The sequence below is a fragment of the Fictibacillus macauensis ZFHKF-1 genome (assembly GCF_000269865.1).
Lineage (GTDB): Bacteria > Bacillota > Bacilli > Bacillales > Fictibacillaceae > Fictibacillus_C > Fictibacillus_C macauensis.
The window spans coordinates 359,248-385,373 of sequence record NZ_AKKV01000020.1 but is presented as its reverse complement, the minus strand read 5'-3'; the positions used below and the strand labels follow the sequence as shown (position 1 = coordinate 385,373).

Below are 26,126 nucleotides of genomic sequence, written 5' to 3'. Positions count from 1 at the left end.
AACCACTTTTAAAACCTTTTTGTTAAATTTTTCTTGTTCTTACATAATCTTTTATGCTACTTTTATAACAGTTGAAGGTCCTTTCTTACCGTATGTTGAGTGTTTACAATTCTATGGTTTTAGAGAATTTGCAACAATTAAGAAAGAATGGAGAGAAAAGAACAATGAAGCAATCGAAAGGTATGAAGATTGTTTTCTTAATGTGCATAGGTATTTTTCTTTGCATGTTAGATACGACCATTATGAACATTGCTTTGCCTGCTATACAAACAGACTTAGGAACATCATTAGAAAAGCTTTCCTGGGTGCTTAATGTTTATACAATTACCATTGCTGTGTTATCCATTCCACTAGGGAGAATGGCCGAAATAGTAGGTAAGGGTAAAATTTATATGTTGGGATTACTCCTATTTGGTGGAGCTTCTTTACTTTGTGGTCTAGCATCAAGTGGAGACTATTTAATCATTGCCCGTTTTATTCAAAGTATTGGAGCGGCCATTATTTTTCCAACGGCTATGATTATTGGGGTGTCAGCTGTACCGATTGAAAAACGTGGGATTGCATTGACGTTATTAGGCGTAACACAAGGCTTATCTGCGGCGATTGGTCCGATTGTTGGAGGAATGATTACGGAAGCCCTTGGCTGGAGATGGGTATTTACAATCAATGTTCCAATCTGCATCCTTGCTATTGTTCTAGGTTATTTCTTATTAAATTTAAAAAATGAAGAACGAGTACGTACAAAAATTGATTGGTTAGGCGTGTTGCTTTGCAGCATATCAATTTTTTGTCTCACTTTAGTGTTAGTCAAAGGAAACACGTGGGGATGGACAGATTCCTATTCAATATTCTGTTATGTTAGCAGTTTCGTTTCCTTCCTTTTATTCATCATTACGGAGCGGAAAGTAAAAACCCCGATGATTAATTTAACCTTATTTAAGGATCGTACATTTGTGGGTGCAGCTACTACACTGATACTATGCAATGTATTTTTAATTGGTGTTAACGTGTTACTTCCAACGTTTCTAACGAAGATGCAAGGTAAAAGTGAATTAAATGCCGCGCTGCTTATTACGCCGATTTTTGTTATGATTTTTTTCATGGCGCCAATAGCCGGGGGACTTATACGAAAAGTAGGCAATGCGACCGTATTCTTTATAGGATTTTTATGTATGACAGGGGCTTATGTTTTGCTAAAAGACCTTGCAGTAAGCGCTTCAATGGTAAGCATCATCATCGTTTGCTTATTGTTAGGAACAGGGTATGGATTAATTGTCGGACCCGTCACTACCCTTGGTGCCTCCTCCTTTGAAGGAGAATTACTTACTGCATCACAATCCGTTCTTTCCATGTTTCGTCAGGTCGGAATCGCCTTAGCGATTGCCATTTTTGTTTCTACCCTTACAAATAACTTACATACTAAACAAGCCGATAGTTTGCTTTATGCAAAAAAACAAGTGGAATCGTTAGAAGTGGAACCATCCGTAAAGGCGCGTATGATCGATCATGTGCAAAAAAAATTGAGCGACCCTAGCCTTACTAAGAATACGGCTTTTTCTCAAAAAGAGACCACGCTAACATCAGGACAGCGGGATCAGATCATTAAAGAAAATGTTGACATACAATTAAAAAAACTACCACTCTCAAGGCGTAATGAGGCGAGACAACAAGTTGAAAAAGAAGTGACTTTTGCAGTAGATCGTAAAAATGAAAAGCTAAAAAAACAAATAGAGTCGTTCCGTCATGATGTATCAAACTATGCTGAAAACAAAATGGCTGAAGGATTTGCGGATCTTTATAAAATGGCAACACCGTTCGTGTTCCTTTCTGCCTGTATCAGTATCGTTTTATTTAGAAGAGGCAAGGTAAAGCAAGTGCAACAAAATGTAGCTAGAGACTCAGGTCAATAATGGATAACAAGTACCTAGCCTTTTCGTAGTAAGTTTTTTGTGTTTTTTATTGTTACTCCCTTTTTTTTAGTGTAGTCTAAAAGAAATAGGGTCCTTTGTGAATGGTCGTGGCAATGCTAGTGCCTAACCGTTATAAAGGACTTTTTCTTTGTAAACACTAAGTGAGTATACACTCAGAGAAATTAACGGAGTCTCCCGAACAGGTGGAGAATAGGATTGGAGACGTTATGAAAGAAGAAGTTATTGTTGTTGCTGGGCCTACTGCGGTCGGAAAAACAAAAACAGGCATTGAACTTGCGAAAGCATTACATGGGGAAATCATTAGTGGTGATTCCATGCAAGTTTATCGAACGATGGATATTGGAACGGCTAAAGTAACGAAAGAAGAGATGGAGGGTATTCCTCACCATTTACTTGATATAAAAGAGCCAACCGAATCCTTTTCGGCCTCCGAGTTTCAAACGCTTGCACGCGCATGCATTGCTGATATTTCATCACGTGGTAAAGTGCCGATTATTGTTGGGGGAACGGGCTTATACATTCGGGCAGCAATCTCCAACTATGCGTTTTCAGAAGCAAAGGAAGATAAAGCATATCGCATGCAACTAGAACAGATGGCTGCTGAAAAAGGAAATGAGGCTGTTCATGCACTTCTGTTGGAACGTGATCCCAAAAGTGCCGAGCGTATTCATCCTAATAACGTAAGACGCGTCATTCGTGCCCTGGAAATATATCATATTACGAAACAAACAATGACAGAGGTTTTAGCAGATCAACAGCCAGAGGAAATGCTTTATAAGCCCATACTAATTGGGTTAGAAATGGAGCGGGACTTATTGTATCAACGCATTAATGAGCGGGTTGATCTTATGGTAGAGCGTGGCTTGGTTCAAGAGGCAAAAGCGTTGTATGAAGCTGGCGTCATTGATTGTCAATCGGTTCAGGCTATTGGCTACAAAGAAATGTACGCCTACTTCAAAGGGGATGTTTCTTATGAAGAGGCGATTGCTCAATTAAAACAAAATTCAAGACGTTATGCAAAACGGCAATATACGTGGTTTCGCAATCAAATGAATATGAACTGGTTTGATATGACATCGTTAGATTTTCAAAAAGAATTTAAGGAAATCCAGTCTTTTACAGAAGGAAAACGTGCCTCTTTGTCGAATGAATAACATAATGGCAAATGAGGAGGACTGTATACATGAAGCAAGGGATAAATATCCAGGACCAATTTTTAAATCAGTTACGTCGGGAAAATATTTATATTACCGTTTATTTGCTCAATGGCTTTCAGTTGAAAGGGCTGGTCAAAGGATTCGATAACTTTACGGTCATCCTAGAATCAGACGGAAAGCAACACTTAATTTATAAGCATGCCATTTCTACATTTACGCCTCATCGGCCGGTAGAGCTTTCGGCTGAACAACAATAGATGGAAGAAAGCAACAACCCCTTTATCAGAAGGGAGTTGTTGCTTTTTTAGTGTCTACAGATTGCAGTTGTTCTTGTTCTAAATAGGCAATGAATCGATTTAAGCTAAGCGGTGTCTTAAACCCAAACCATGATTGCACGGTTTCATAAGCTTCCCCTGCTTGCAATTGCTTTAAAATACACGTCCTTCGTAAATGTTGAGCGGATATTCCTTTACGAAGACCGCCGCGCTCTACTTCTAGCCGCATCATTTTTTGCACAGCAATTTCTGTTAATGGTTTTGGCGCATGATCTGAATAAACCCAACGATAGGTGCCGCGTTGGTAATCAAAGGCCACAAAAAAAGCATCGCCAGAATAAAGGGCAGGCCGGACGGGTGAAGGAATGTTCTCCCAATACGAATAGAGAAGCTGATGATCGGCCTTTGTTAGAGGTAAGATGCGCGATCGTTGTCCGTTGCTATAGACGGCTAACTCATGATGGACGAAGTTAATGTGTCGCATTTTAATACTCGTTATTTCTTGTAAGGTGAGCCCGTATTGAGCTAATAAAGTAAAAATGGATAAGTTACGCTCCATGAGTAAATGTCGATATTTTTGCTGATTTTCAGTTAACCCTTCTTCGGAAGTAATAATGTCTTTTAATTGCGCTAATTCTTGATCCGAGACAAAATCTAACGTTTCAAATGGCGTAATCTCTTCCTGATGCAACTGAACCTGTTTCGCACGATTGTAGGATAACTTGTTGCGTTCTACGTAAAACTGTTCCATTTGTTTGGCAACCGTTAAAACGCGCTTGAGTGTTCTCATCGAATACGCGCGTTCGTTCGTTAGAAAATCAAAATAGGATTGTACCTCATCCGTCGTCAATCGTTCATAGACGAAAAAGGAGTCATCTCCTTTTACGACGCGCATCCAAGCTGCTACATCATTTAAGTCATAGAAATAACGTTTAATCGTACTTTCTCTGCGCCCTTTCGCATGAAGCGACGCTAAATAATCCTTCATATAGGGGGGAACACAGTCAGCATCAAAAGGTAACAAAGGATCACGTCCTTTCCTTATAAGGATATATGTGAGTTGTTTGTTACATTATACCAAGAAACATAGTGTTCTTCCCAATGTATAAACCAAAGTAGAGAAAAGAACACTAAGCGTGTTGAACAATAGAAGGGATGATATTTCTATGAAACGAATGATGAGCACGTTCATGGCTATTGCATTTCTAGTAGGCTGTAGTTCAGAAAAAAGTCTAGAACATGAAAAAAATTATCGTCGCCCGACGAATGTAAATATGAAACACCTTCCAAATGAACAAAGTGATTTACCGAATTTAAAGCCATTTGCTTATGAACGAAAAAATGCGCGGGACCTTGCGCATCTTGTACAAACAGTAGATGGTGTGAAAAGCAGCGTTGTGATTGTTAGTGGCATTTATACGGTCGTAGGCGTTCAACCTAAAAAACCTGTTAAAACAAAAGCAGCACAGGAAGCTTTTCGATTGCGTATTTATCGGGCTATTCAAGGTAATGCTCATGGTGCCAATGCGGCCATTACAATCAATCCAGAGCAACTAGCACAACTGAAACAGATCTATCGAGGTGTAAAGGCAAGTCCGCGCAATGCTCACTATCATAATCAATTAGGTGTATTAATTGGAAAAATCCAACCACTACCGAATCAAGTGAAAAGAATCAGGGAAAAACCAATGCAACAACCGGGAAATCAACCGGAAAATTCAAAGCAACCTTCTTCATTTATTTCCCGGATAAGCGCAGAAACTGACAAATTGAGCATATAACGTCGACAAAGCAAACGTTATAAAGAGAGTAAAGGGAGAGGCAGTGTTACAAACTGTACTCTCTTTTTTCATGCTATTTTTCGACAAATCGTTACATAAGCAAGGAAAAGAAATTGCTTGATCCTGTAAGAGAGACAGTATAAATAGGGACGATAGTCAATAGTATAGAATGAGGCGATATGGTAGGCATGTGTCACCATCATCAATGTCATGAGTATAGTATTTAAGATCGCAAAAAAAGAGGTGAATCTCTTGCATGATTCCATGACATTTAAGAAGAAAACGCAAATTAATATTATTTTAAATCAAGAACAAGAAAAAGGGGTTACCGAACGAATAGAGAAGGCGGCGCCCGTGTCAAAATCGAAAGCGGCAGCACTTGAAAAGCATTTACCGTTAAAAAAAATGGAACAAGAGATGGCAACGTTAGTCGGCATGGAGGAGCTAAAAAGTTTTGTAAAAGAGGTTTATGCATGGATTTATGTGAATAAATGTCGAGAAAGTCAAGGGTTAAAAGTAGAAAAGCAAGTATTGCACATGATGTTTAAAGGAAATCCTGGAACAGGTAAAACAACGGTAGCTCGACTTTTAGGGCGCCTATTTCATGAAATGAATGTACTATCTAAAGGTCATTTAATTGAAGTAGAGCGCGCAGATCTTGTAGGTGAATATATCGGCCACACCGCCCAAAAAACACGTGATCTCTTAAAAAAAGCAATGGGTGGCATTTTGTTTATTGATGAGGCGTATTCGTTAGCGCGCGGGGGAGAAAAAGATTTTGGTAAGGAAGCCATTGATACGCTTGTAAAAGCAATGGAAGATCAACAGCACGACTTTATTTTAATTTTAGCAGGCTATTCAAAGGAAATGGAAAAATTTCTTGAATTGAATCCTGGGTTGCCGTCACGGTTTCCGACGATTGTTACCTTTCCTGATTATTCAGTGGAAGAGTTGATGGAAATTGCTCGGCGCATGATTGCGGAACGGCAATATTTACTTTCAAAAGATTTAGAGTGGCGCTTAAAACAACATTTACAAAAAGTGTGTTCCAATGGAGAAAAAGGCTTTAGCAATGGGCGATACATTCGCAATATTATTGAAAAAACAGTTCGCAAACAATCGGTTCGTTTGTTGAAAGAAGAAAAAACAGATAAAAAATCATTAATGACGTTAACCGCGGATGACCTCCATCTGGAAGAAAAACTTGGGATTTGATATGATAGAGGTATCATGAGTTAGAAAGCAGGTAGGTTATTTGGAAGAAATCATTCATGTTCCAAATGAAAAGGCTATTCTCGTTGGCTGCCAATTGCCACGGCAGTCTGATGAGCGCTTTTTTTATTCGATGGAAGAGCTTCAATCGCTCATTAAAACCGCAAACGGAACGGCCGTTGTAACGGTTACCCAAAAACGTGAACGCTATGATGCATCAACGTTTATTGGAAAAGGTAAAATTGAGGAAATTAAAGCATTACAAGAAGAGCTAGAAGCAGATATTATCGTGTTTAATGATGAGTTAACGCCTGCCCAAAATCGAAATCTTTCTCGTTTTTTTGATGTATTAGTGATCGATCGCACGCAGCTAATTCTTGATATTTTCGCTACGCGTGCGCAATCGCGTGAAGGAAAGCTTCAAGTGGAACTAGCGCAACTGCAATATTTATTACCGCGACTTTCCGGAATGGGTGTTTCCCTTTCACGGCTTGGCGCGGGAATTGGAACGAGGGGACCTGGAGAAACAAAACTTGAAAAAGACCGTCGTCACATTCGTTCACGCATTACCGAAATTAAACATCAGTTGCAAGATATCGTTCATCACCGCGATCGCTATCGGGAACGCCGTAAGGAAAACCAAAGCATCCAAGTAGCGCTCGTTGGCTATACGAATGCAGGTAAATCTACCTTATTTAACGGATTAACAGAAGCGGATAGTTATGAAGAAAATCTATTGTTTGCTACGCTCGATCCGCTGACGCGTAAAATGAAGCTTCCAAGTGGTTTTCAGGTGCTTGTAAGTGATACGGTGGGCTTTATTCAAGACTTACCAACGTCCTTAATTGCAGCGTTTCGTTCGACGTTAGAAGAGGCAAAAGAAGCGGATTTGCTACTTCATGTTGTGGATGGTTCAGCGCTTGATCGTGAGCAACACGAACAAACGGTTCATTCCATTTTAAAAGAACTAAAGGCGTCACATCTGCCGATGGTTACGCTTTACAATAAACGTGATAAAGGGACAGGGCCTTTTGTCCCCCCTGAAGCTTTTGCCATTAGTGCAATTAACGAGCAAGATATTAAGAAAGTAAAACAGCTTCTAGAAGAAAAACTAAAAGAACAGCTCCACTACTATCATATTTATGTTTCAGCATCTGATGGTCGCAAGCTGGCACTTTTGCGGAGTCATACGCTCCTTACGTATCAACAGTTTGACGAAGAGAGTGGTAGCTATGAATGCAAAGGCTACGCTCCATCCTCTATGAAATTACACTAAAAGGAGTACTACTATGTTTTCACAGTTTCAAAACGCCGACGCATTGCGATCGCTTGCGCAGCAAACCGAAGAGAAAATAACAGAGCAACATAAAAATATTCAAGCAACCGCTGAATACAACCAGCTTAAGGTGTTGAATAGCTTTAAAGCACATCAAGTGAGCGATTTTCATTTTACGCCATCGACCGGATACGGTTACGACGATGCCGGACGTGATACGTTAGAAAAAGTGTATGCATCCGTTTTTGGAGCGGAGGCGGGGCTCGTTCGTCCGCAGCTTATTTCCGGTACACATGCGATTTCAACCGCCCTTTTTGGCGTATTGCGCCCAGGTGATGAGTTATTGTACATTACAGGCAAGCCATATGATACGCTTCAAGAAATTGTCGGCATCACGGGTTCCGGTATTGGTTCTTTAAAAGAATACAATATTACCTATCAACATGTAGCGTTAGCGGCAACAGGTGGCGTGGATTTTGATGAAGTAGCTCGGCAAATTAAGCCAGAAACAAAAATGATCGGCATTCAACGTTCCAAAGGGTACGGTGAGCGTAAATCATTTTGTATAGATGAAATTAAAGAAATGATTGCTTTTGTGAAAAAGATCAATCCTGAACTCGTTGTTTTCGTAGATAATTGCTACGGTGAATTTGTTGAAGAACTAGAACCGTGTGATGTGGGCGCTGACTTAATGGCAGGCTCGCTAATCAAGAACCCAGGAGGCGGTTTAGCTAAAACGGGTGGCTACATTGTTGGAAAGCAAGCGCTCGTCGAACGCTGTGCGTATCGCTTAACAACGCCAGGAATCGGAAGTGAAGCAGGAGCATCACTTTATAGCCTGCTTGAAATGTATCAAGGCTTCTTCTTAGCGCCCCATGTGACCGCGCAAGCGTTAAAAGGAGCTGTGTTTACAGCAGCACTTCTTGACTCGTTAGGCATGACAACAGAACCTGCGTGGGATGAAAAGCGGACTGATTTAATTCAAGCCGTCAAACTAGGCGACAAACAACGAATGATTGCGTTTTGCCAAGCCATTCAATCGGTCTCACCGATTAATGCGCATGCGACACCTTATCCTGCCTATATGCCAGGCTATGAAGATGATGTCATTATGGCAGCAGGGACATTTATCCAAGGAGCGAGCATTGAATTAACAGCAGATGGCCCAATTCGTGCGCCATATACGGCTTTTGTTCAAGGTGGCTTAACGTATGAACATGTGAAGATTGCCATTTTAACCGCTGTCGACCGCTTAATAAGTGACCAATTAATTACATTGTAATGTATGAGGAGGAGTTAGCTTTTCACGGCTAACTCTTTTTTTCGTGCTTAGGACCTATTTTTCAAATAATCATGTTAATTTTTCTAACATAGGTTGACATGTGAGGTTTTGTGACATAATATAAAAGCAAGTTGAAAGGAGAATGCAACATGATGAATGACGATACAAGGCGGAATCAGCCATTGTTTCCTATAAGTATTGTAATGAAGCTTACGGAGTTATCTGCCCGTCAAATCCGCTATTATGAGGAACATCAATTAATCCATCCTGCTCGCACAGAGGGCAATCGGAGGATGTTCTCTTTCAACGATGTGGATACGTTGCTTGAAATCAAAAGTCTTCTTGAACAAGGAGTAAACTTGGCGGGAATCAAACAAGTTTTCGAAATGAATCAAAAAGCCGTCAATCTTTTGAAATCAGGTGCAAAAAATGAAACGATATCAGACGCGGCTCTTCATCGTCGCTTAAAGCGTGAGTTAATGCATGCCGGTCGATTTGGGAAAACCTCGCTCATTCAAGGGGAGCTTTCACGTTTCTTCCACTAAACCATAATAAATGCTTAATTCCAACATTATTTAGGAGGAGTAACCATTGGCTAAGTTCACGAAAGAAAACATTAGAAAAATTGCAAAAGAAGAGAACGTACGCTTTATCCGCCTGCAGTTCACAGATTTACTTGGTGTTATTAAAAACGTTGAGATTCCTGTAGGACAATTGGAAAAGGCATTAGATAACAAAATGATGTTCGATGGCTCTTCCATTGAAGGCTTTGTACGTATTGAAGAATCAGATATGCTATTGTACCCAGATTTAGATACGTGGGTTGTTTTTCCATGGACATCAGAAAAAGGAAAAGTAGCTCGTTTAATTTGTGATATTTATAATCCGGATGGCACACCATTTATCGGTGATCCGCGTGGCATTTTAAAACGCGTTCTTAAAGATATGGAAGAACTAGGATTTACAGACTTTAACATTGGACCTGAACCAGAATTCTTCTTATTTAAAAATGATGATAAAGGTGAACCTACATTAGAGTTAAATGATAAAGGTGGTTACTTTGACCTTGCACCTACTGACTTAGGGGAGAATTGTCGTCGTGATATCGTTCTCGAACTAGAAGATATGGGCTTTGAAATTGAAGCTTCTCACCATGAAGTAGCGCCAGGACAACATGAAATTGATTTTAAATATGCAGATGCCATTACGACGTGTGATCATATTCAAACCTTTAAGCTTGTTGTAAAAACCATTGCGCGTAAGCATGGCTTGCATGCGACATTTATGGCAAAACCGCTATTTGGTGTCAATGGATCGGGCATGCATGCGAACATGTCACTCTTTAAAAATGGTGAAAATGTATTTTATGATGAAAAAACAGAAACAGGTTTATCAGAAACAGCAATGCAATTCCTAGCAGGAATTTTAAAGCATGCGCAAGATTTCACGGCATTGACAAATCCAACCGTAAACTCTTACAAACGTCTTGTACCAGGCTATGAAGCACCATGTTACGTTGCTTGGTCTATGCAAAACCGCAGCCCACTCGTTCGTATTCCAGCATCCCGTGGCTTGAGCACACGTGTAGAGGTTCGTAGTGTCGATCCAACGGCTAATCCTTATTTAGCAATGGCAGCGCTACTTGCATCCGGTCTTGATGGTATTAAAAATAAACTTCAAGCGCCAGCCCCAGTTGATCGCAACATCTACGTGATGGATAAAGAAGAGCGTGAAGAAGAAGGCGTAAAAGATCTTCCAGCAACACTAAAAGAAGCCATTGAACGCTTAAAGAAAAGTGAAGTGCTTCTAAAAGCAATCGGCGAGCATGCCGCTGAGCACTTTATTGAAGCAAAAGAAATCGAATGGGATATGTTCCGCACACAAGTTCATCCGTGGGAACGTGAACAATACATGAGCATGTACTAAGATGATAAAACCCTTTAACGTCAAGCGTTAAGGGGTTTTTATTTGTGTTTATGCTCAACTGTTAAATTTTTTTTCTACTATGCTTACCCACGAAACACCCACAAATTTTTTGAACTGAAGTAGCTAAAAAGAAACAAAATAGGTAACATAGAAAGATGGAACAAGAAAAATAATGGAAATGGTAAGGTGGGCAAAAAGAATGGAGTATAACGAACCTAGTTATATACAATCAAATCGGTTAACGCTACGACATTTTTCAAAAAGAGATGTTGAATCTTTTTATGCGTATCGTTCTACGCCTGAAGTGGCTAAATTTCAGTCGTGGGAGAACTATCAATACAGTGATGCTGAACAGTTTGTTGAAAAACAAGTGCAAAATAAACCCAATCAACCAGGTACTTGGTTTCAGTTTGCGGTCGCGTTAACAGATACCAATCAATTGATTGGAGATTGCGCGCTGCATACCCTTTTGGATGAGCCTAGAATTGTGGAAATTGGTTTCACCATCGCTAGCGAGCACCAAGGAAAGGGCTATGGTAGTGAAGCCGTCAGAGCGTTACTTACGTATGTATTTAAGACGCTAGGAAAACACAAGATCATCGCATTTACAGATGTTAGAAACGACCATTCTATTGCTTTGCTTGAGCGTGTTGGCTTTCGACGCGAAGGCCATTTGCTTCAGAACTATATGTCAAAGGGGAAGTGGATTGACGAATATCAATATTCGCTATTACATTCAGAATGGTCCCTTTGAGCTGGTTTCAATTGCTAGACGCGATGATGATCGATTCTCAGTCAAAGATGGAAAAGGAGAGATGATTCATGAGAGATAGAGGTTCGGTGATCATCATAGAAAATGAGAAAGTCTAACTCATTCAAAGAAGTAGGAATGGTTCTATTGATTATGTGTTCCCTGGTGGGGGAATTGAGAATGGTGAAACACCAGAAGCGGGAGCTAAAAGAGAAGCTTTTAAGGAATTAGGGGTACTGGTACGCTAGGAACGGGACAAGGTGAAGAATACACAAACGAAAATAGAGGTAGAGGAACGTACGTCCCCATGTGGGTAGCTATAAAACGATGATCTTCTATTGATGTAAGACCGAATGAAGTGGCTTTAAAGGTTCAATCCCTACGAAATGGAGCACTCCGTAGCTGTTAGAGTGCTCTCCTAGGATTGTAATTTTACTACACCTGTTAAAATGCATTCCATTACATGTCGCTCATTGCTTAATCACTCTACTATTCTTTTTTTTTGAGGTGAAAAAAGCCAAGGAGTCATTCATTTATGTAATGAAATAGTGATAATAAAAAGAGAACGTGGTGACAATACCAATCAACGTAAAAATTAAAGTGCCGAGTGTAAAAGGATTAACACTAACTTTCAACGCTCGTTTAGATTCATAATGCGTTCCGATGTAAAACTTTTCTGTCATATTAATATAGTTTGTAGAAGATTGGCTGAAAATCGTAATAATCCACATGATGCTGGGAAAGATGATTGAACACGAAAACAGAGTATCAAGATAGAATAGATGAAAACGATTAGAAAAATACCATACGATGAATAGTTCACTACAAATGATTACGAGTGTTTGACAAAAAGTAATGAAAGTTGGGCTTACTCCTTTCTGTTTAAGTTTGTCAATTAGTTCCTCCGTTTTACTCCAAATAAGCGCAAATCCAAAAATTAACCCCACAAATAGTAAATCTATGAATAATCTCAGTATAAAATACATGCTTTTTACTCCTTGTCTGGAATCCTCCTTTTAATGTAGTATAAATCAAATGGAAATATTTTGGAATTTTTATTTCCCTAGTTAGTGGGTTAATAAAAGATAGTGGTGACTTCTAATCAAATTCTTTGAATGGATGAGGAGAAAAGAACAACTCAAGCCTTATAGGTTCCCTTTTATGAAAAGAGATGAAGTCATGGATGCTATAGATAGAAGCGAAAATGAGGGAATGTGTTTCACTCCAGATAAAAATTGTTGTTACATCGAAGAGAGTCATAGAAATCTACTGTCATACTAGTTCATTCCTAAATGAAATCATAGCTTGGAGTAAATAGCAGTGTAGTAGCGGTGAGAAGCATCATAATAGACAAAAGAAGCGTGGCTTATTTGCCACGCTTCTTTTGTTTAAGTACAGTATTTCATTTGCGAATCTATTGTCTTTTTTCTGTTTTGCACCCTTTAAGTAAATCCCCATCTTAAGCTAGGGTGTTAGTGGATGGTGCGATAAACGCCAATCACTTTTCCGAGAATGGTGACGTTATCTAAAATGATTGGAGACAAAGTAACGTTTTCAGGCTGAAGACGAATATGATCCTTTTCTTTGTAGAAACGTTTGACCGTTGCTTCATTTTCATCTGTCATGGCTACGATAATATCACCATTTTCAGCAGTAGGCTGCTGCTTTACGACGACGAGGTCTTTGTCATATATGCCGGCGTCAATCATACTTTCCCCTGATACGATGAGCATAAAAACATTGTCATCGCCTACAACGTGGTCAGGTAGTGTAAAGTAGTCATCGACATTTTCAATCGCTGTAATCGGTGATCCAGCGGTAACTTTCCCAATAATGGGTACGTTTACAGAACGAGATTTAGAAATGACGCTATCACTATCTAAACCGAGTACTTCAATGGCTCTTGGTTTTGTTGGATCGCGACGAATTAATCCTTTTTTCTCAAGGCGAGAAAGATGTCCATGTACGGTTGAACTTGAAGCAAGTCCAACTGCCTCCCCAATTTCTCGAACAGAAGGAGGATATCCTTTGGCGTTCACTTCTTCTTTAATAAAATCTAGAATATCAAGTTGTCTTCTCGACAGTTTCGTCATAATTACACCTCTTTTTTACTGAAAACTCTTAAAAAAAGTATAGCATGTACGTTCGCTATATACAAACATAAGTTCGAAAAAACAGTTGAAAAGAACGAATGTTCGTATTATAATCATAAAAAAAGGGAACAAATATTCGCAAAGGCGGGAGAAAGATGAAAAGAAATTCTCAAATTTTTGTGCTACTATCATGTATGGTGATAGGTTTTTGTTTGCTCGCATACCAAGTTCACGCAGATCGTTCGACAAAATATATGAAAATTACCGTTAATAAAGGAGACTCGCTATGGGGAATTGCCAAGCAATATCAGCAAGGTAAAGAACCTCGATGGCAGTTTGTAGAATGGGTCGAAAAAAATAATGGCGTACAAGCAGAGTTAATTACACCAGGTCAACAACTCGTTATTCCAGTGAAAGCAGAAGGAAAAAGGTGAGAAAGAGATGAGATGTATTATTTATTGTCGTGTGAGCACAGAGAAGGAAGCGCAAGCGCTCTCGTTACAGCGACAGGAAGAGGAACTGCTTAGATTGGCGCAGGAAGAACAGCTGGAGGTAGTGGAGATCATAAGAGAAAAAGAAAGCGGTTATAGCATGGATCGTGAGGGGATTTTTCAACTTATGAAACATGCGACTGAAAAAGCGTTTGATATTCTTTTAGTAACAGATGATACTCGACTTGGCCGAGGAAATGCAAAAATTGCCCTTTTACATGAACTCGTTAAGCGTGATATTAAAATTTATACGTTTACCAATCATGGAGAATATCAGTTATCAGAAGCGGAATCGATGGTACTTGAAATTGTCGGTGTTGTCGAGGAGTATCAGCGCAAATTGCATAATTTAAAAATTAAGCGTGGCATGCAAGAAGCCGTGAAGCGGGGCTATAAACCGCAAAATAATTTAAAGAACACGCACCTAGGAGGACGGGATCGCAAGCAACTTCCGATTGAAGAAATTGTTCGGCTTCGGTCTTTAAATATGACGTTTGCTGACATTGCCGCTGCGCTGCGAGGTTTCGGATATGATGCTTCGAAAGCAACCGTTCATCGGCGCTATAAAGAATATACAGAATCTGAAAGTGGAAAGTCTCCCGAAAATCCTGTACGATAGCGGTACGAACTAAATAAAGGGAGAGTTAGTATGTTAACACCTGAGAAATTAGCGCGAATCAATGCGCTTGCTAAAAAAGCAAAAACAGATGGATTAAGTAAAGAAGAAACGTTAGAGCAAAAAAAACTACGTGAAGAGTATTTAAAAAATGTTCGTGCTTCATTTGAAAATCGTCTTCATTCCATTAAAGTAGTGGATCCTAACGGAAATGATGTAACACCGAAAAAGTTAAAAGAGAGTAAAAAAAGCAAACAAAATCCAAAGCAATAAGGAGCAAAACCCGGTTTGAAAAAACCGGGTTTTTTGTTGTTGCAAAATTAAGAATTTTGTATATACTGTTGTATAACAAAAAGCAAGGAGAGGAAATGATGGCGTTTTCATTAAGTGAGTCAGTCATCAGCCTTTATCGTCAAATTGATTTTGATGAGGGAGAGGCGCTTCAATTGTTTGCACGGTATTCGGGCAGTCCTGATCACGGTGGATATGCTATTGGCGTGCAAAAAGGGCATCCGACTGATAACGATTACATTCAAGAGTATGAAGGACTAACGGTTTTCGTACGTCCAGATGATCAGTGGTTCGTTCAAGATATGATGCTTGATTATGATGAGCAAGAAGATTTCTTTTCTTTTGAGTTTCCAGCTGTTCTATAGAGGGTACTCCTGTCTGTAATATAACAAATGTTCATATTACAGATTTTTTTTGTGCATGAATTCTGATTTTTTTTGGAAGGCTAACTGTGTGCATTGTGCTTGTATTCATGATGTAATGAGTTTATGATTGAAACGTAAAAAACATTTACATATTGTAGATGAAGGGATGATTAGTATTATGTCAATTGAACAATTATCAATCAACACTATCCGTACGTTAGCGATAGATAGCATTGAAAAATCCAACTCAGGTCACCCTGGTATGCCGATGGGTGCTGCACCAATGGCTTATAGCCTTTGGACAAAATTCATGAACCACAATCCAGAAAACCCAGAGTGGTTTAACCGCGATCGTTTCGTATTATCTGCAGGTCACGGTTCTATGCTACTTTACAGCTTGCTTCACCTTTCTGGATACGATCTTTCTATTGAAGATCTAAAGCAATTCCGTCAATGGGGAAGTAAAACACCAGGACATCCAGAGTTCGGTCATACTGCTGGGGTAGACGCTACAACAGGACCACTTGGACAAGGTATTGCAATGGCAGTAGGTATGGCAATGGCAGAACGCCATCTTGCAGCTACTTATAATAAAGAAAACTTCGACGTTGTTGACCACTATACGTATGCAATGTGTGGAGACGGCGACTTAATGGAAGGTGTTTCTGCTGAAGCAGCTTCTCTAGCTGGACATCTTGGTCTTGGTAAACTCGTTGTTCTTTATGATTCAAACGATATTTCTCTTGATGGAGATCTACACCTTTCTTTCTCTGAAAGTGTTCAAAATCGTTTCGAAGCATACGGTTGGCAAGTAATCCGTGTAGAAGACGGAACGGATACGAAAGAAATTGAAGCAGCCATTGCAGAGGCGCGTAAAGATACAAGCCGTCCAACGCTAATTGAAGTGAAAACAGTCATCGGATTTGGTTCTCCTAACAAATCTGGTAAATCTGCTTCTCACGGTGCGCCACTTGGAGCTGAAGAAACAAAACTTACAAAAGAAGCGTATAAATGGGTATTTGAAGAAGATTTCTACGTACCAGACGAAGTACGCTCTCACTTCGGTGAAATAAAAGAAGAAAACAAAAAGAAAGAACAAGCTTGGAACGATCTTTTTGCAGCGTATGAAAAAGAGCATAGCGAAGCTGCTGCTCAATTAAAACTTGCGATGCATAATGAGCTTCCAGAAGATTATGATGCAAACCTTCCAGAATTCGAGAAAGCTATTGCGACTCGTGCTTCTTCTGGTAAGGCCCTAAATGCATTTGCGAAAAACATTCCAGCTATGTTTGGTGGATCTGCTGACTTAGCAGGGTCTAACAATACAATGCTTGAAGGCGAAAGCAATTTCAGCCGTGACGACTATAGCGGTCGTAACATTTGGTTTGGTGTTCGTGAATTTGCAATGGGTGCTGCAGTAAACGGAATGGCTCTTCACGGTGGGGTAAAAGTATTCGGAGCGACATTCTTCGTATTCTCTGACTACTTACGTCCAGCAATCCGTCTTGCGGCGCTAATGAAACTTCCTGTAACATTCGTATTTACACATGACAGCGTAGCTGTTGGTGAAGATGGTCCAACGCATGAACCGATCGAACAACTTCCTTCACTTCGTGCAATGCCAGGTCTTTCCGTTATTCGTCCAGCAGACGCATATGAGTCTGTAGCAGCTTGGAAACTTGCGGTAGAAAGCAAAGACAAGCCAACGGTTCTTGTTCTTACTAGACAAGCTCTTCCAATCTTGAACGGAACGAAAGAAAATGGCTACGAAAACGTGAAAAAAGGTGCTTACGTTATTTCTGAAGCAGAAGGTACACCACAAGCACTACTTCTTGCTTCAGGATCTGAAGTAAGTCTTGCGATTGAAGCACAAGCGAAACTAAAAGAAGAAGGAATTGCAACTTCTGTTGTGTCTATGCCTTCTTGGGATCGTTTTGAAGAGCAATCTGCAGAGTATAAAGAAAGTGTTCTACCGTCTTCTGTACGTGCGCGTCTTGGTATTGAAATGGCTGCTTCTCAAGGTCTTCACAAATATGTAGGTCTTGATGGAGATACCATTGCGATTGATCAATTTGGTGCTTCTGCTCCTGGTGAAAAAATCATGCAAGAATACGGCTTTACAGTAGAAAACGTAGTAAACAAAGTAAAAGGTCTTTTGAAATAAATAGATAAAAGATAAAGTCTGAAGCGAAACATGCTTCAGACTTTTTTCTTTTTTGACAGAAGAAATGCACCTTCGACAATAATAGTGGACAAGTTGCTGTCAGTAACAGACAAGGATTTTACCCTTTCTTTCGTATAATAAAAAGAAAGAGAGGGGGAGGGCTATGCGAGAATATTACATCTATCAACTTCATGAAGGAATTGCAGAAGATTATTTTGGAAAGGAACAAAAGCTGTATCAGCTGTTTTTAGATGAATATCGATCACAGGCCAGCCGAAAGACCCTGTTAAGACGGCAAATTCAATACATTACAAAGGAACTACATGCACATGACATTGTGACCTTTTTAAATGCAAAGCTTCTTTCCTATGAAGGGTTTGTCCCTCATGATCATTCACTTCTTTTAGAATGCTGTAATAGTAGCGCGCGCTTAATTATTTCGAATCACTATTTACTTTTACAATCTGAAGGAAGTTTTGAAGCAGAAAGTATTTTATTTGAGCTTCTTCGAAAATATGGTAGCGGCTTTTTAGCAATGGATTTACTAGAGGGCAATTATGGCTGGCTGAACCCCCTAAAACCGAGAAGAAGTTTAACGCTATAATTATTTTGGCGGGTACCTTGTATATACTTGTCTTTTTATAGTAAACTAGTTCTAGACAACATGAAGGAGGAAGTTTTTATATGTTTTATTATATCCTTGTGGGTATTATTGCGCTTCTTGCTGGGGTCGCACTTGGCTTTTTCATTGCCCGCAAATACATGATGAGTTACTTACAAAAGAACCCGCCAATCAATGAAAATATGCTTCGCGTGATGATGATGCAAATGGGCCAAAAGCCATCACAAAAGAAAATCAATCAAATGATGCAAGCAATGAACAAACAGATGAAATAACGCGTTATATAAACAAGGCAGGGGTGGTTACGTTGTAACTCGCTCATCCATTGTCTCTATAACGCGTTTGCGAAAAACCACCTTTTATAAAAAGGTGGTTTTTTTACTTGCTTAAAACCATAGATATGAATACAGCAAGAAATGCACATTATTTGTTAGGGTATTTTTGGTAAAATGAAAAGAGGTGTAAAAAGGGGGAAAGAGTGTGAGTGTGTTTGCGGATTTATTTTGGTATTTTAAGTCAGAAAAAAAGCGCTACATAGGAGGCATTGTGTTGTTGGCGCTCGTTTCATTATGTTTGCTGCTTCCGCCGAATATTGTCGGACGAGCGATTGATCAAATGAAAGCTGGGACATTAACGAAGAGCGACTTACTTTTGTACGTGCTTCTCTTGGCGATTGTCGCTGTAACCGTTTACGTGTTGCGCTTTTTTTGGCGGGTATTGATTTATGGTGCGTCCATTTCACTTGCTTTGTTGCTAAGAAATCGTTTGTTTACTCATTATACGAAAATGTCGGCCTCTTTTTATCATAAGCGCCGTGTCGGAGATTTAATGGCGCATGCTACAAATGACTTACAGGCTATTCAGCAAACCGCTGGAGATGGGGTATTAACGCTCGTTGATTCAATCATGATGGGCAGCTTTACGATGATTGCAATGACTACGACCATTAGCTGGAAGCTTACCCTCGTTAGTTTGTTACCGTTGCCTTTTATGGCGTGGTCGACGAGTCGCTACGGCAATCTACTACATAAACGCTTCGCTTCTGCACAAGCCGCGTTTTCATCGATGAATGATAAAGTGCAAGAAAGTATAGCTGGTGTTCGCGTCATTAAAGCATTTGGTGAGGAAAAACATGATCGTGACGCTTTTCAAGCGCTGTCAAAGCAAGTGGTGAAGCAAAATATTGAAGTGGCCAAAGTGGATGCGCTTTTTGATCCTACCATTTCTTTGATTATTGGTCTTTCGTATTTACTTAGCGTATCGTACGGCTCTTATCTTGTCATCGGGGAGCAATTAAGTATCGGGCAATTGATTGCATTTACAACGTATTTAGGCTTGCTTATATGGCCTATGCTGGCTTTTGGTTGGTTATTTAATATCGTAGAACGTGGGAAAGCCTCCTATGAGCGGGTCACGGCTTTGTTAAAAGAAGAGGCGTGCATTCAGGAAGAGGCGCATGCTTGTGAGAAAGTCCCGCTTGGAGAGATTTCGCTTGCGCTGTCTACTTTTACGTATGATGGAGCTAATAGTCCTGCGTTGCGTGATGTGTATCTAACCATTGAGCAGGGGATGACAATAGGGATTGTCGGTCCGACTGGGAGTGGGAAATCAACGCTTTGTAAGCTGCTGTTACGTGAAATGGACTGTGAGGAAGGGAGTATCGTCATTGATGATGTTTCCATTCGAAACTATCGTGTGGATACACTTCGTCAAGCGATTGGTTATGTACCACAAGATCACTTTCTTTTTTCGTTATCCATTTTTGAAAATATTGCTTTTGGAAAGCCGGATGCTTCGTTTAAAGAAGTGAAGCGGGCCGCACAAGCAGCGGCTATTTATGAAGAGATTTGTCAGTTAAGCGATGGGTTTCAAACGCTCGTTGGGGAGCGCGGTGTGACGCTATCAGGCGGTCAAAAACAACGGCTTTCCATTGCGCGAGCGCTGCTCTTGCAATCTACTATTTTGCTTTTAGATGATGCGTTATCTGCGGTTGATGCGAAAACAGAAGAAGCCATTCTAAGCGTGCTTAAAAAAGAGCGACAGCAGCAAACGACACTCATTACCGCTCATCGGTTATCGAGTGTGGCGCATGCAGATTGCATAATCGTCCTCGATGAAGGCAGGATGGTTCAAAAAGGAACACACGAAGAGCTTATTGCCTCGCAAGGGTGGTATCAAGAAACTTACCGCCGTCAAGCGTTAGAGCAACTTCTCGAAAAGGGAGGATCCTCATGAGTCAACGAAAAGAACGCAAGCAGCAGTGGATGACACTAAAGCGCTTACTTGCTTATTTAAAAGGAGAACGAAAGCGACTAAGCTTCGCGGTTTTGTGTTTAATTTTAGCATCGGGGGCGGAGTTGACCGGTCCGATTTTGATTAAGCATGTACTAGATGAATATGTAACGAAGCAGCGGTTCCCGACCAACACGTTAATGATGTTAGGAATGGCCTACGTTAGTCTCCTAATAGTGGCAGCAATTTTTCACTATGTGCAGCTCGTATTATTTCAAACGACAGCCATGCATGTGATTCAAACGATGCGCAATGATTTGTTTGCGAAAGTTCAAAAACTGAGTTTGCGCTTTTATGATCTAACACCAGTCGGTTCGCTCGTTTCGCGTATTACAAATGATACGGAAGCCATTAAAGACCTATATATGACCGTTTTATCTACGTTTGTCCAAAATATCGTTTTCCTAACGGGTATATTCATCGCGATGTTTTCATTGAATGTGACGCTCGGCTTGTTTTGCTTGTCTCTTTTGCCGCTCATTGGACTGATTATGATGAACTATCGAAAGTATAGCTCACAGTCATTTTTGCATATGCGTGAAAAGCTCAGCGCATTAAATGCAAAATTGCACGAATCAATTCAAGGTATGATGATCGTGCAAGCATTTAGACAGCAAAAACGAGTGCGCCAAGAGTTTCAAACGATCAATGAAGCACATCACGCCGCTTGGATGAAGAACATGAAGTGGAATGGCTTGCTATTGCGTCCTGCTGTTGATCTTGTCTACGTATTTTCCATCATGTTGATTCTTTCTTATTTCGGTACGCAATCGTTTACGAATACGGTTGAAGTGGGCGTAATCTATGCGTTTGTTGCCTATATTGATCGTTTTTTTGAGCCGGTTAATATGATGATGAGCCGATTAGCAACGGTGCAACAAGCGATTGTTGCTGGCGAGCGTGTATTTGCATTGTCTGATGAAAAAGAAGAAGAGGTAGAAAACCGTACGACGCATCCCTCCCCAGTGATTGCTTCGGGTGAAATTCAATTTGATAACGTATCGTTTTCATACGATGGAGAACGCGACGTTTTAAAAAACATTTCGTTTACAGCGAAAGCCGGTCAAATGGTTGCGCTTGTTGGTCATACTGGTAGTGGGAAAAGCTCTATTAGCAACGTACTGATGCGTTTTTATCCATATCATAGCGGTGAAGTTCGCCTAGATGGAGAATTGCTAGAGCAGTTTAGCGAGCAAGAGCTTCGTTCCAATATAGGTCTTGTGTTGCAAGATTCCTTTTTGTTTTCAGGGGACGTGGCTCACAATGTGCGCTTTTTTTCGAACGCTTCCATGGCACGAGTAGAGGAAGTATGTCAGTTTGTTCAAGTGTCACGATTTATTGAAAAGTTACCTGAAGGCTATCATCACCCTGTAGCCGAACGAGGAAGTCGTTTTTCAAGTGGTGAACGTCAGCTGTTATCCTTTGCTCGAACGATGATTCGCGAGCCGCGTATTTTAATTCTTGATGAAGCAACAGCGACCATTGATACACAAACGGAGGAAGCGCTACAGCGTGCGCTTCAAGTAATGAGACAAGGACGAACGACACTAGCAATTGCCCATCGCTTATCAACGATTCAAGCGGCTGATCTCATTTTAGTGTTGCATCAAGGAGTCATTATTGAACGCGGTACACATGAAGAATTGTTGGCGTTAGGGGGACAATATTACCGCATGTTTTCTCTACAGCAAGGAATAATGGAAAAAATCCAATTGAATAGCGATTGAAACCTTGCGTGAAATTCATTACACTTAAAGGAAGAAGTAGAAAAAAAGGGGTGACTTCGATGGATTTAAACATATGGTTAGCATTTGCTGCAGGTTTACTTTCTTTTATATCGCCTTGTTGTTTACCGCTATATCCTGCGTTTTTGTCGTATATTACTGGCATTTCAGTACGTGACTTAAAAGAGGAAAAAGGCATGTTAAAACGACAAGCGATGATACATACCGCATGTTTTCTGTTAGGATTTTCGATAATCTTTATCGTGTTAGGGCTTTCTTCTTCCTTTATTGGCCAGTTCTTTGTACAATTTAAAGATGGATTACGGCAAATCGGCGCGATTATTATCGTCGTGTTTGGTCTTATTATTTTAGGTGTCTTTAAGCCGTCATTTCTTATGAAAGATCATAAATTAACGTTTCGTAACCGGCCTACTGGATACCTTGGTTCTATTTTAATTGGCATTGGTTTTTCCGCCGGTTGGACACCTTGTACAGGTCCCATTCTTGCGGGAGTGATCGCACTAGCTGTGACTCATCCAGGTGCAGGGATGTTATATATGTTTTTTTATGTACTTGGATTTGCGGTACCTTTTCTATGTTTAAGCTTCTTTTTAGATAAACTAAGTTATATTAAGCGATTTAACGTGCAAATTATGAAATCAGGTGGTGTGCTTATGGTGAGCATGGGTGTGATTTTATATTTTGATTGGATGACAAAAGTAACCTCGTATCTCGTCAATCGTGTTTTTGGTGGGTTTCAAGGATTCTAATTGATGGTGAAGAAAGAAGGATGTTCCATTGTTTTTAATCGTAAGTAGTGTATTTGCGGTGTTAATGGCAGTTTTTATCGTTTTTGTACGCCTGAAAGCAACGAGCAAACCAGTAGATGCTAAAAAAGTAATTTTACCGCCTTTTTTTATGGCAACGGGCTTTTTAATGTTTGTTTTTCCGGTATTTCGGGTGACGTGGAGTGAAGCAGCAGAAGCATTTCTCGTTGGTTGTGTTTTCTCGCTTTTTTTAATTAAAACGAGTAATTTTGAAAAGCGTGGTGAAGCGATTTACTTAAAACGTTCGAAAGGCTTTGTTGTCATCCTGATTGCTCTTTTTCTAATTCGAATGGGCATGAAGCAGTTTTTTGGACACTACATATCCGTTGGGGAAACGAGTGGTCTCTTTTTTATCGTTGCGTTTGGCATGATTTTACCGTGGCGTTTTGCTATGTATTTTAAATTTAAAAAAGTAAAAGCAACGTCGTAAATAAGCGTTTAAAAAGGTGATTTCCTCGTGTGGAAGTCACCTTTTTTTGGTGTGCCTGGCATGGGTTCAAGCTATATATAAAATCACGTTACTAAGCGATGGTGTTTCATTCTAAATGTAATAAAAAGTGTGCTTACGGCTAACGATAAAATTCCGACAAACACGATGTATGGCGTTCCTAGAGATGAAATAAAAAGACCACCAACAAAGGTGCCTAGTGTTGTCCCTAAGTTTACTGCTGATAAAAATAAGCCATTAGCGAAATCAGGAGCTTCAGGCGCTGCAGATGAAATCCAGTATTGATTAATATTGGTGCCGATTCCAGCGACTATCCCCCAAATGAAAGTGATGATTGCCATTGGCAACGTAAAGGAGCCAATTAAAAATAAAAGGATATAAACGAAGCCTAACGCAAAGGGAAACATGATGACTGTTTTCAAGGGTGATTTTATAAGTATACTTCCTGCAATGGTGTTTCCCAATATATTGGCTCCCCCAAATATAAAAAGTAGGAAGCCAATCAACTGTCCAGAAATATGGGTAACACTTTTAAGGTACTCCGCAAGAAAGCTATACACACCAAAGATGGCAGCATTAAATAAAACAACAGCAAAAATAGAATGCCAAACAATTGGTTTTTTTAATATGTTTAACTGTGTACTGTAAGATGCCTTTTTCGTAACGGGCATGGAAGGAAAAAACACCCATGTGCATATAAGAACGATGATGTTTACAAGAGCGAAAAAGGACATGGATACTTGAAGCGAGAAGGTACTTGCGAGAAAACTTGCAATTGGTACTCCGAGGACCATACCTGCTGATACACCAATAAACACTTTTGAAACTGCTCTTGGAGCATCCTTTTTTTGAACAGAATGCGCAGCCAGTGTAAAAGCAGATGAAAAATAGAGTGGATGAACTAAAGCTGGTATAATGCGAGCGATCAGAGCGATGCTATAATTTGTCGTGAAGAGAGCGATGAGATTACCTACAACGAAAATACTAAGTACAATTAGCATTATTTTCTTGCGATTAATCCCAGAAAATAACAACGGCGTGGTAGGTCCGGAAATTGCCACTGTTAAAGCGAAGATACTAACTAGCAATCCAGCTGTTGCTACGCTCGTGTGAAAATGATTCGCAATGTAAGGGAGGATTCCGATAACCCCCATTTCGGTGTTGATGATCCCAAATGCTCCTAACGTTAATACGAAAAGAAATAATTTATTGTTACTATTCATTTAAATAACCTTCTTTCTACGAAACGTTGCCTCTAGTTTAAAGGTTTCTGTTTTGTATAGAAAATACTTATATCTTATACCTTGTTATGCTTGATAGGCATTTCTTAAATGACTATACTAAAAAACATAGATTGGAGGAACAGGCACTATGGAACTGAGAGTGTTGCGCTATTTTTTAACAGTTGCTAGAGAAGGGACTATAACGAAAGCAGCTGATTTTTTGCATATAACACAGCCCACCTTATCGAGACAGTTAAAAGACTTAGAACTTGAATTAGGGAAAAAACTTTTGATTCGTAGCAGTCATAGTGTTACTTTGACAGAGGAAGGAGTGATTCTGCGTAAGAGAGCAGAAGAAATTTTGAAGATGGTTGATAAATTAGAAAATGAATTCACAGCGATGGAAGAGATGATGAGTGGCGATGTATACATAGGTGGAGGGGAAACGGAAGCGATGAAGCTAATTGCCAAAGTAGCAAAAGATGTGCAGAGTCGTTATCCAAACATTCGCTATCATTTGTATAGTGGTAATGAAGAAGATATAACGGAGCGACTTGATAAAGGATTGCTTGATTTTGGTATTCTCATTCAACCAGCAGATCTCTCAAAATATAATTACTTAGATGTGCCGGCAAAAGACGTATGGGGAGTAGTCATGAGAAAAGACAGTTTTCTTGCTAAGTATGAAACAATTAACGCGAGTCAACTGCTCGAACTTCCACTCATCTGTTCACGACAAGCAGTACAGCAGACATATTCAAAAAATGATTTTGCTGCTTGGTTTGGCGAAGATTTTCATAAGCTAACTATTGTTACGACCTATAACCTTGCCTTTAATGCTTCTTTAATGGTGGAGGAGGGGATTGGTTATGCGATTACCCTTGATAAAATTGTAAATACATCGGACGATCGCTTCCTTTGTTTTCGCCCGTTGCAACCTCGTTTGGAATCTGGACTACAATTGGTTTGGAAAAAGCATCAACTTTTTTCAACGGCAGCTGAAGTATTTTTAAAAGAAATACAGAAAGAATTTTCGCGCACTGTGTAGCGCATCGACTCGTTGTTCATTCGTTGGTATGGAAGCTGCTTTCTTGAGCTGCTATGTGATTACAGTTAGCTCTCCTTAAACAAAGCTACTTTCTGAGAATCTAACGATCGGTCAATTCATAATAAAAGATAATAGATAAAACAAAGGCTATAAAAAAACGTAATCGTAAAAGAAGTGCCCTCTTCTAAATAGGAAACAGTTTAAGTAATAATAATGTCTGGACAACCTAGGAATGGCTATCAATCAGTTCCTAAAGAAGGTTCGTCCACATAAAAAAAACAAAAGTTTATTATACCATTTTTAACTTGTTAACAAGTGAGACCCTAAGTCG

The 26,126-nt window shown here is 39.9% G+C and carries 27 protein-coding genes; 23 read left to right on the top strand and 4 right to left on the bottom strand.

Features of this window, described 5'->3' with window-relative positions; translation table 11 throughout:
• Positions 1-164: 164 nt before the first annotated feature.
• The 3 genes from A374_RS04925 (at position 165) to hfq (ending at position 3,345) form a co-directional block, all read left to right on the top strand.
• Positions 165-1,910 carry an MFS transporter gene (locus tag A374_RS04925; protein WP_007201091.1) on the top strand — a complete coding sequence of 582 codons (1,746 nt, stop codon included), beginning with the start codon at positions 165-167 and terminating at the stop codon, positions 1,908-1,910.
• 227 nt (positions 1,911-2,137) lie between these two features.
• Complete coding sequence (miaA, locus tag A374_RS04920; protein WP_007201090.1) at positions 2,138-3,085, top strand: tRNA (adenosine(37)-N6)-dimethylallyltransferase MiaA; 948 nt, start codon at positions 2,138-2,140, stop codon at positions 3,083-3,085.
• 29 nt (positions 3,086-3,114) lie between these two features.
• Complete coding sequence (gene hfq, locus A374_RS04915; protein WP_007201089.1) at positions 3,115-3,345, top strand: RNA chaperone Hfq; 231 nt, start codon at positions 3,115-3,117, stop codon at positions 3,343-3,345.
• A 25-nt stretch (positions 3,346-3,370) separates the two neighbouring features.
• Here the strand turns inward: hfq and A374_RS04910 are convergent, their stop codons facing one another.
• A complete protein-coding gene (locus A374_RS04910) occupies positions 3,371-4,387 on the bottom strand; it encodes a tyrosine-type recombinase/integrase (protein ID WP_007201088.1) in 1,017 nt (338 codons plus the stop codon).
• Positions 4,388-4,529: 142 nt separating this feature from the next.
• On the opposite strand from A374_RS04910, the gene A374_RS04905 reads away from it, so the two are divergent.
• From A374_RS04905 to A374_RS21430, 8 genes are all read left to right on the top strand, one after another.
• Positions 4,530-5,144: a YhcN/YlaJ family sporulation lipoprotein gene (locus A374_RS04905; protein WP_007201087.1), complete on the top strand. Its 615-nt coding sequence runs from the start codon at positions 4,530-4,532 to the stop codon at positions 5,142-5,144.
• A gap of 252 nt (positions 5,145-5,396) precedes the next feature.
• Positions 5,397-6,359 carry a stage V sporulation protein K gene (gene spoVK / locus A374_RS04900; protein WP_007201086.1) on the top strand — a complete coding sequence of 321 codons (963 nt, stop codon included), beginning with the start codon at positions 5,397-5,399 and terminating at the stop codon, positions 6,357-6,359.
• 40 nt (positions 6,360-6,399) lie between these two features.
• Positions 6,400-7,632 (top strand): GTPase HflX, encoded by a 1,233-nt coding sequence (hflX, locus tag A374_RS04895; protein ID WP_007201085.1) that lies wholly within the window; start codon positions 6,400-6,402, stop codon positions 7,630-7,632.
• Between the two features lie 13 nt (positions 7,633-7,645).
• Positions 7,646-8,914 (top strand): methionine gamma-lyase family protein, encoded by a 1,269-nt coding sequence (locus tag A374_RS04890; RefSeq protein WP_007201084.1) that lies wholly within the window; start codon positions 7,646-7,648, stop codon positions 8,912-8,914.
• 152 nt (positions 8,915-9,066) lie between these two features.
• Positions 9,067-9,459: a MerR family transcriptional regulator gene (locus A374_RS04885; RefSeq protein WP_007201083.1), complete on the top strand. Its 393-nt coding sequence runs from the start codon at positions 9,067-9,069 to the stop codon at positions 9,457-9,459.
• 46 nt (positions 9,460-9,505) lie between these two features.
• The gene (glnA, locus tag A374_RS04880) at positions 9,506-10,840 is read left to right on the top strand and encodes a type I glutamate--ammonia ligase (protein WP_007201082.1); all 1,335 of its coding nucleotides are present in this window, start codon (positions 9,506-9,508) and stop codon (positions 10,838-10,840) included.
• A 199-nt stretch (positions 10,841-11,039) separates the two neighbouring features.
• Positions 11,040-11,594 (top strand): GNAT family N-acetyltransferase, encoded by a 555-nt coding sequence (locus A374_RS04875; RefSeq protein ID WP_007201081.1) that lies wholly within the window; start codon positions 11,040-11,042, stop codon positions 11,592-11,594.
• 152 nt (positions 11,595-11,746) lie between these two features.
• Positions 11,747-11,839, top strand: coding sequence for an NUDIX hydrolase (locus A374_RS21430; protein ID WP_420794942.1), 93 nt, complete (start codon positions 11,747-11,749; stop codon positions 11,837-11,839).
• A gap of 285 nt (positions 11,840-12,124) precedes the next feature.
• Here the strand turns inward: A374_RS21430 and A374_RS04870 are convergent, their stop codons facing one another.
• Both A374_RS04870 and lexA read right to left on the bottom strand, forming a co-directional pair.
• Positions 12,125-12,577, bottom strand: coding sequence for a hypothetical protein (locus tag A374_RS04870; protein ID WP_007201080.1), 453 nt, complete (start codon positions 12,575-12,577; stop codon positions 12,125-12,127).
• Positions 12,578-13,063: 486 nt separating this feature from the next.
• Complete coding sequence (gene lexA / locus A374_RS04865; protein WP_007201079.1) at positions 13,064-13,684, bottom strand: transcriptional repressor LexA; 621 nt, start codon at positions 13,682-13,684, stop codon at positions 13,064-13,066.
• Positions 13,685-13,839: 155 nt separating this feature from the next.
• On the opposite strand from lexA, the gene yneA reads away from it, so the two are divergent.
• From yneA to A374_RS04810, 11 genes are all read left to right on the top strand, one after another.
• Positions 13,840-14,118: a cell division suppressor protein YneA gene (gene yneA / locus A374_RS04860; RefSeq protein ID WP_007201078.1), complete on the top strand. Its 279-nt coding sequence runs from the start codon at positions 13,840-13,842 to the stop codon at positions 14,116-14,118.
• A 7-nt stretch (positions 14,119-14,125) separates the two neighbouring features.
• On the top strand, positions 14,126-14,794 hold the full coding sequence (locus tag A374_RS04855; RefSeq protein ID WP_007201077.1) for a YneB family resolvase-like protein: 669 nt from the start codon (positions 14,126-14,128) through the stop codon (positions 14,792-14,794).
• Between the two features lie 30 nt (positions 14,795-14,824).
• Positions 14,825-15,064 (top strand): DUF896 domain-containing protein, encoded by a 240-nt coding sequence (locus A374_RS04850; RefSeq protein ID WP_007201076.1) that lies wholly within the window; start codon positions 14,825-14,827, stop codon positions 15,062-15,064.
• A 98-nt stretch (positions 15,065-15,162) separates the two neighbouring features.
• The gene (locus A374_RS04845; protein ID WP_007201075.1) at positions 15,163-15,447 is read left to right on the top strand and encodes an iron-sulfur cluster biosynthesis family protein; all 285 of its coding nucleotides are present in this window, start codon (positions 15,163-15,165) and stop codon (positions 15,445-15,447) included.
• A gap of 178 nt (positions 15,448-15,625) precedes the next feature.
• Complete coding sequence (gene tkt / locus A374_RS04840) at positions 15,626-17,611, top strand: transketolase (RefSeq protein WP_040340337.1); 1,986 nt, start codon at positions 15,626-15,628, stop codon at positions 17,609-17,611.
• Between the two features lie 163 nt (positions 17,612-17,774).
• A complete protein-coding gene (gene sirA / locus A374_RS04835) occupies positions 17,775-18,215 on the top strand; it encodes a sporulation inhibitor of replication protein SirA (protein ID WP_007201073.1) in 441 nt (146 codons plus the stop codon).
• 80 nt (positions 18,216-18,295) lie between these two features.
• A complete protein-coding gene (locus A374_RS04830) occupies positions 18,296-18,508 on the top strand; it encodes a YneF family protein (RefSeq protein ID WP_007201072.1) in 213 nt (70 codons plus the stop codon).
• Between the two features lie 205 nt (positions 18,509-18,713).
• Positions 18,714-20,468 carry an ABC transporter transmembrane domain-containing protein gene (locus A374_RS04825; protein WP_007201071.1) on the top strand — a complete coding sequence of 585 codons (1,755 nt, stop codon included), beginning with the start codon at positions 18,714-18,716 and terminating at the stop codon, positions 20,466-20,468.
• On the top strand, positions 20,465-22,252 hold the full coding sequence (locus A374_RS04820) for an ABC transporter ATP-binding protein (protein WP_007201070.1): 1,788 nt from the start codon (positions 20,465-20,467) through the stop codon (positions 22,250-22,252). The genes A374_RS04825 and A374_RS04820 overlap by 4 nt, the downstream gene beginning before the upstream one ends.
• Before the next feature lie 59 nt (positions 22,253-22,311).
• Positions 22,312-23,019 (top strand): cytochrome c biogenesis CcdA family protein, encoded by a 708-nt coding sequence (locus A374_RS04815; protein WP_007201069.1) that lies wholly within the window; start codon positions 22,312-22,314, stop codon positions 23,017-23,019.
• Between the two features lie 28 nt (positions 23,020-23,047).
• A complete protein-coding gene (locus tag A374_RS04810; RefSeq protein WP_007201068.1) occupies positions 23,048-23,506 on the top strand; it encodes a CcdC family protein in 459 nt (152 codons plus the stop codon).
• Between the two features lie 83 nt (positions 23,507-23,589).
• Here the strand turns inward: A374_RS04810 and A374_RS04805 are convergent, their stop codons facing one another.
• The gene (locus A374_RS04805) at positions 23,590-24,747 is read right to left on the bottom strand and encodes an MFS transporter (protein WP_007201067.1); all 1,158 of its coding nucleotides are present in this window, start codon (positions 24,745-24,747) and stop codon (positions 23,590-23,592) included.
• Between the two features lie 148 nt (positions 24,748-24,895).
• Here A374_RS04805 and A374_RS04800 point away from each other — a divergent pair, with 148 nt between their 5' ends.
• Positions 24,896-25,795: a LysR family transcriptional regulator gene (locus tag A374_RS04800; RefSeq protein ID WP_007201066.1), complete on the top strand. Its 900-nt coding sequence runs from the start codon at positions 24,896-24,898 to the stop codon at positions 25,793-25,795.
• The last annotated feature ends 331 nt before the right edge of the window (positions 25,796-26,126 follow it).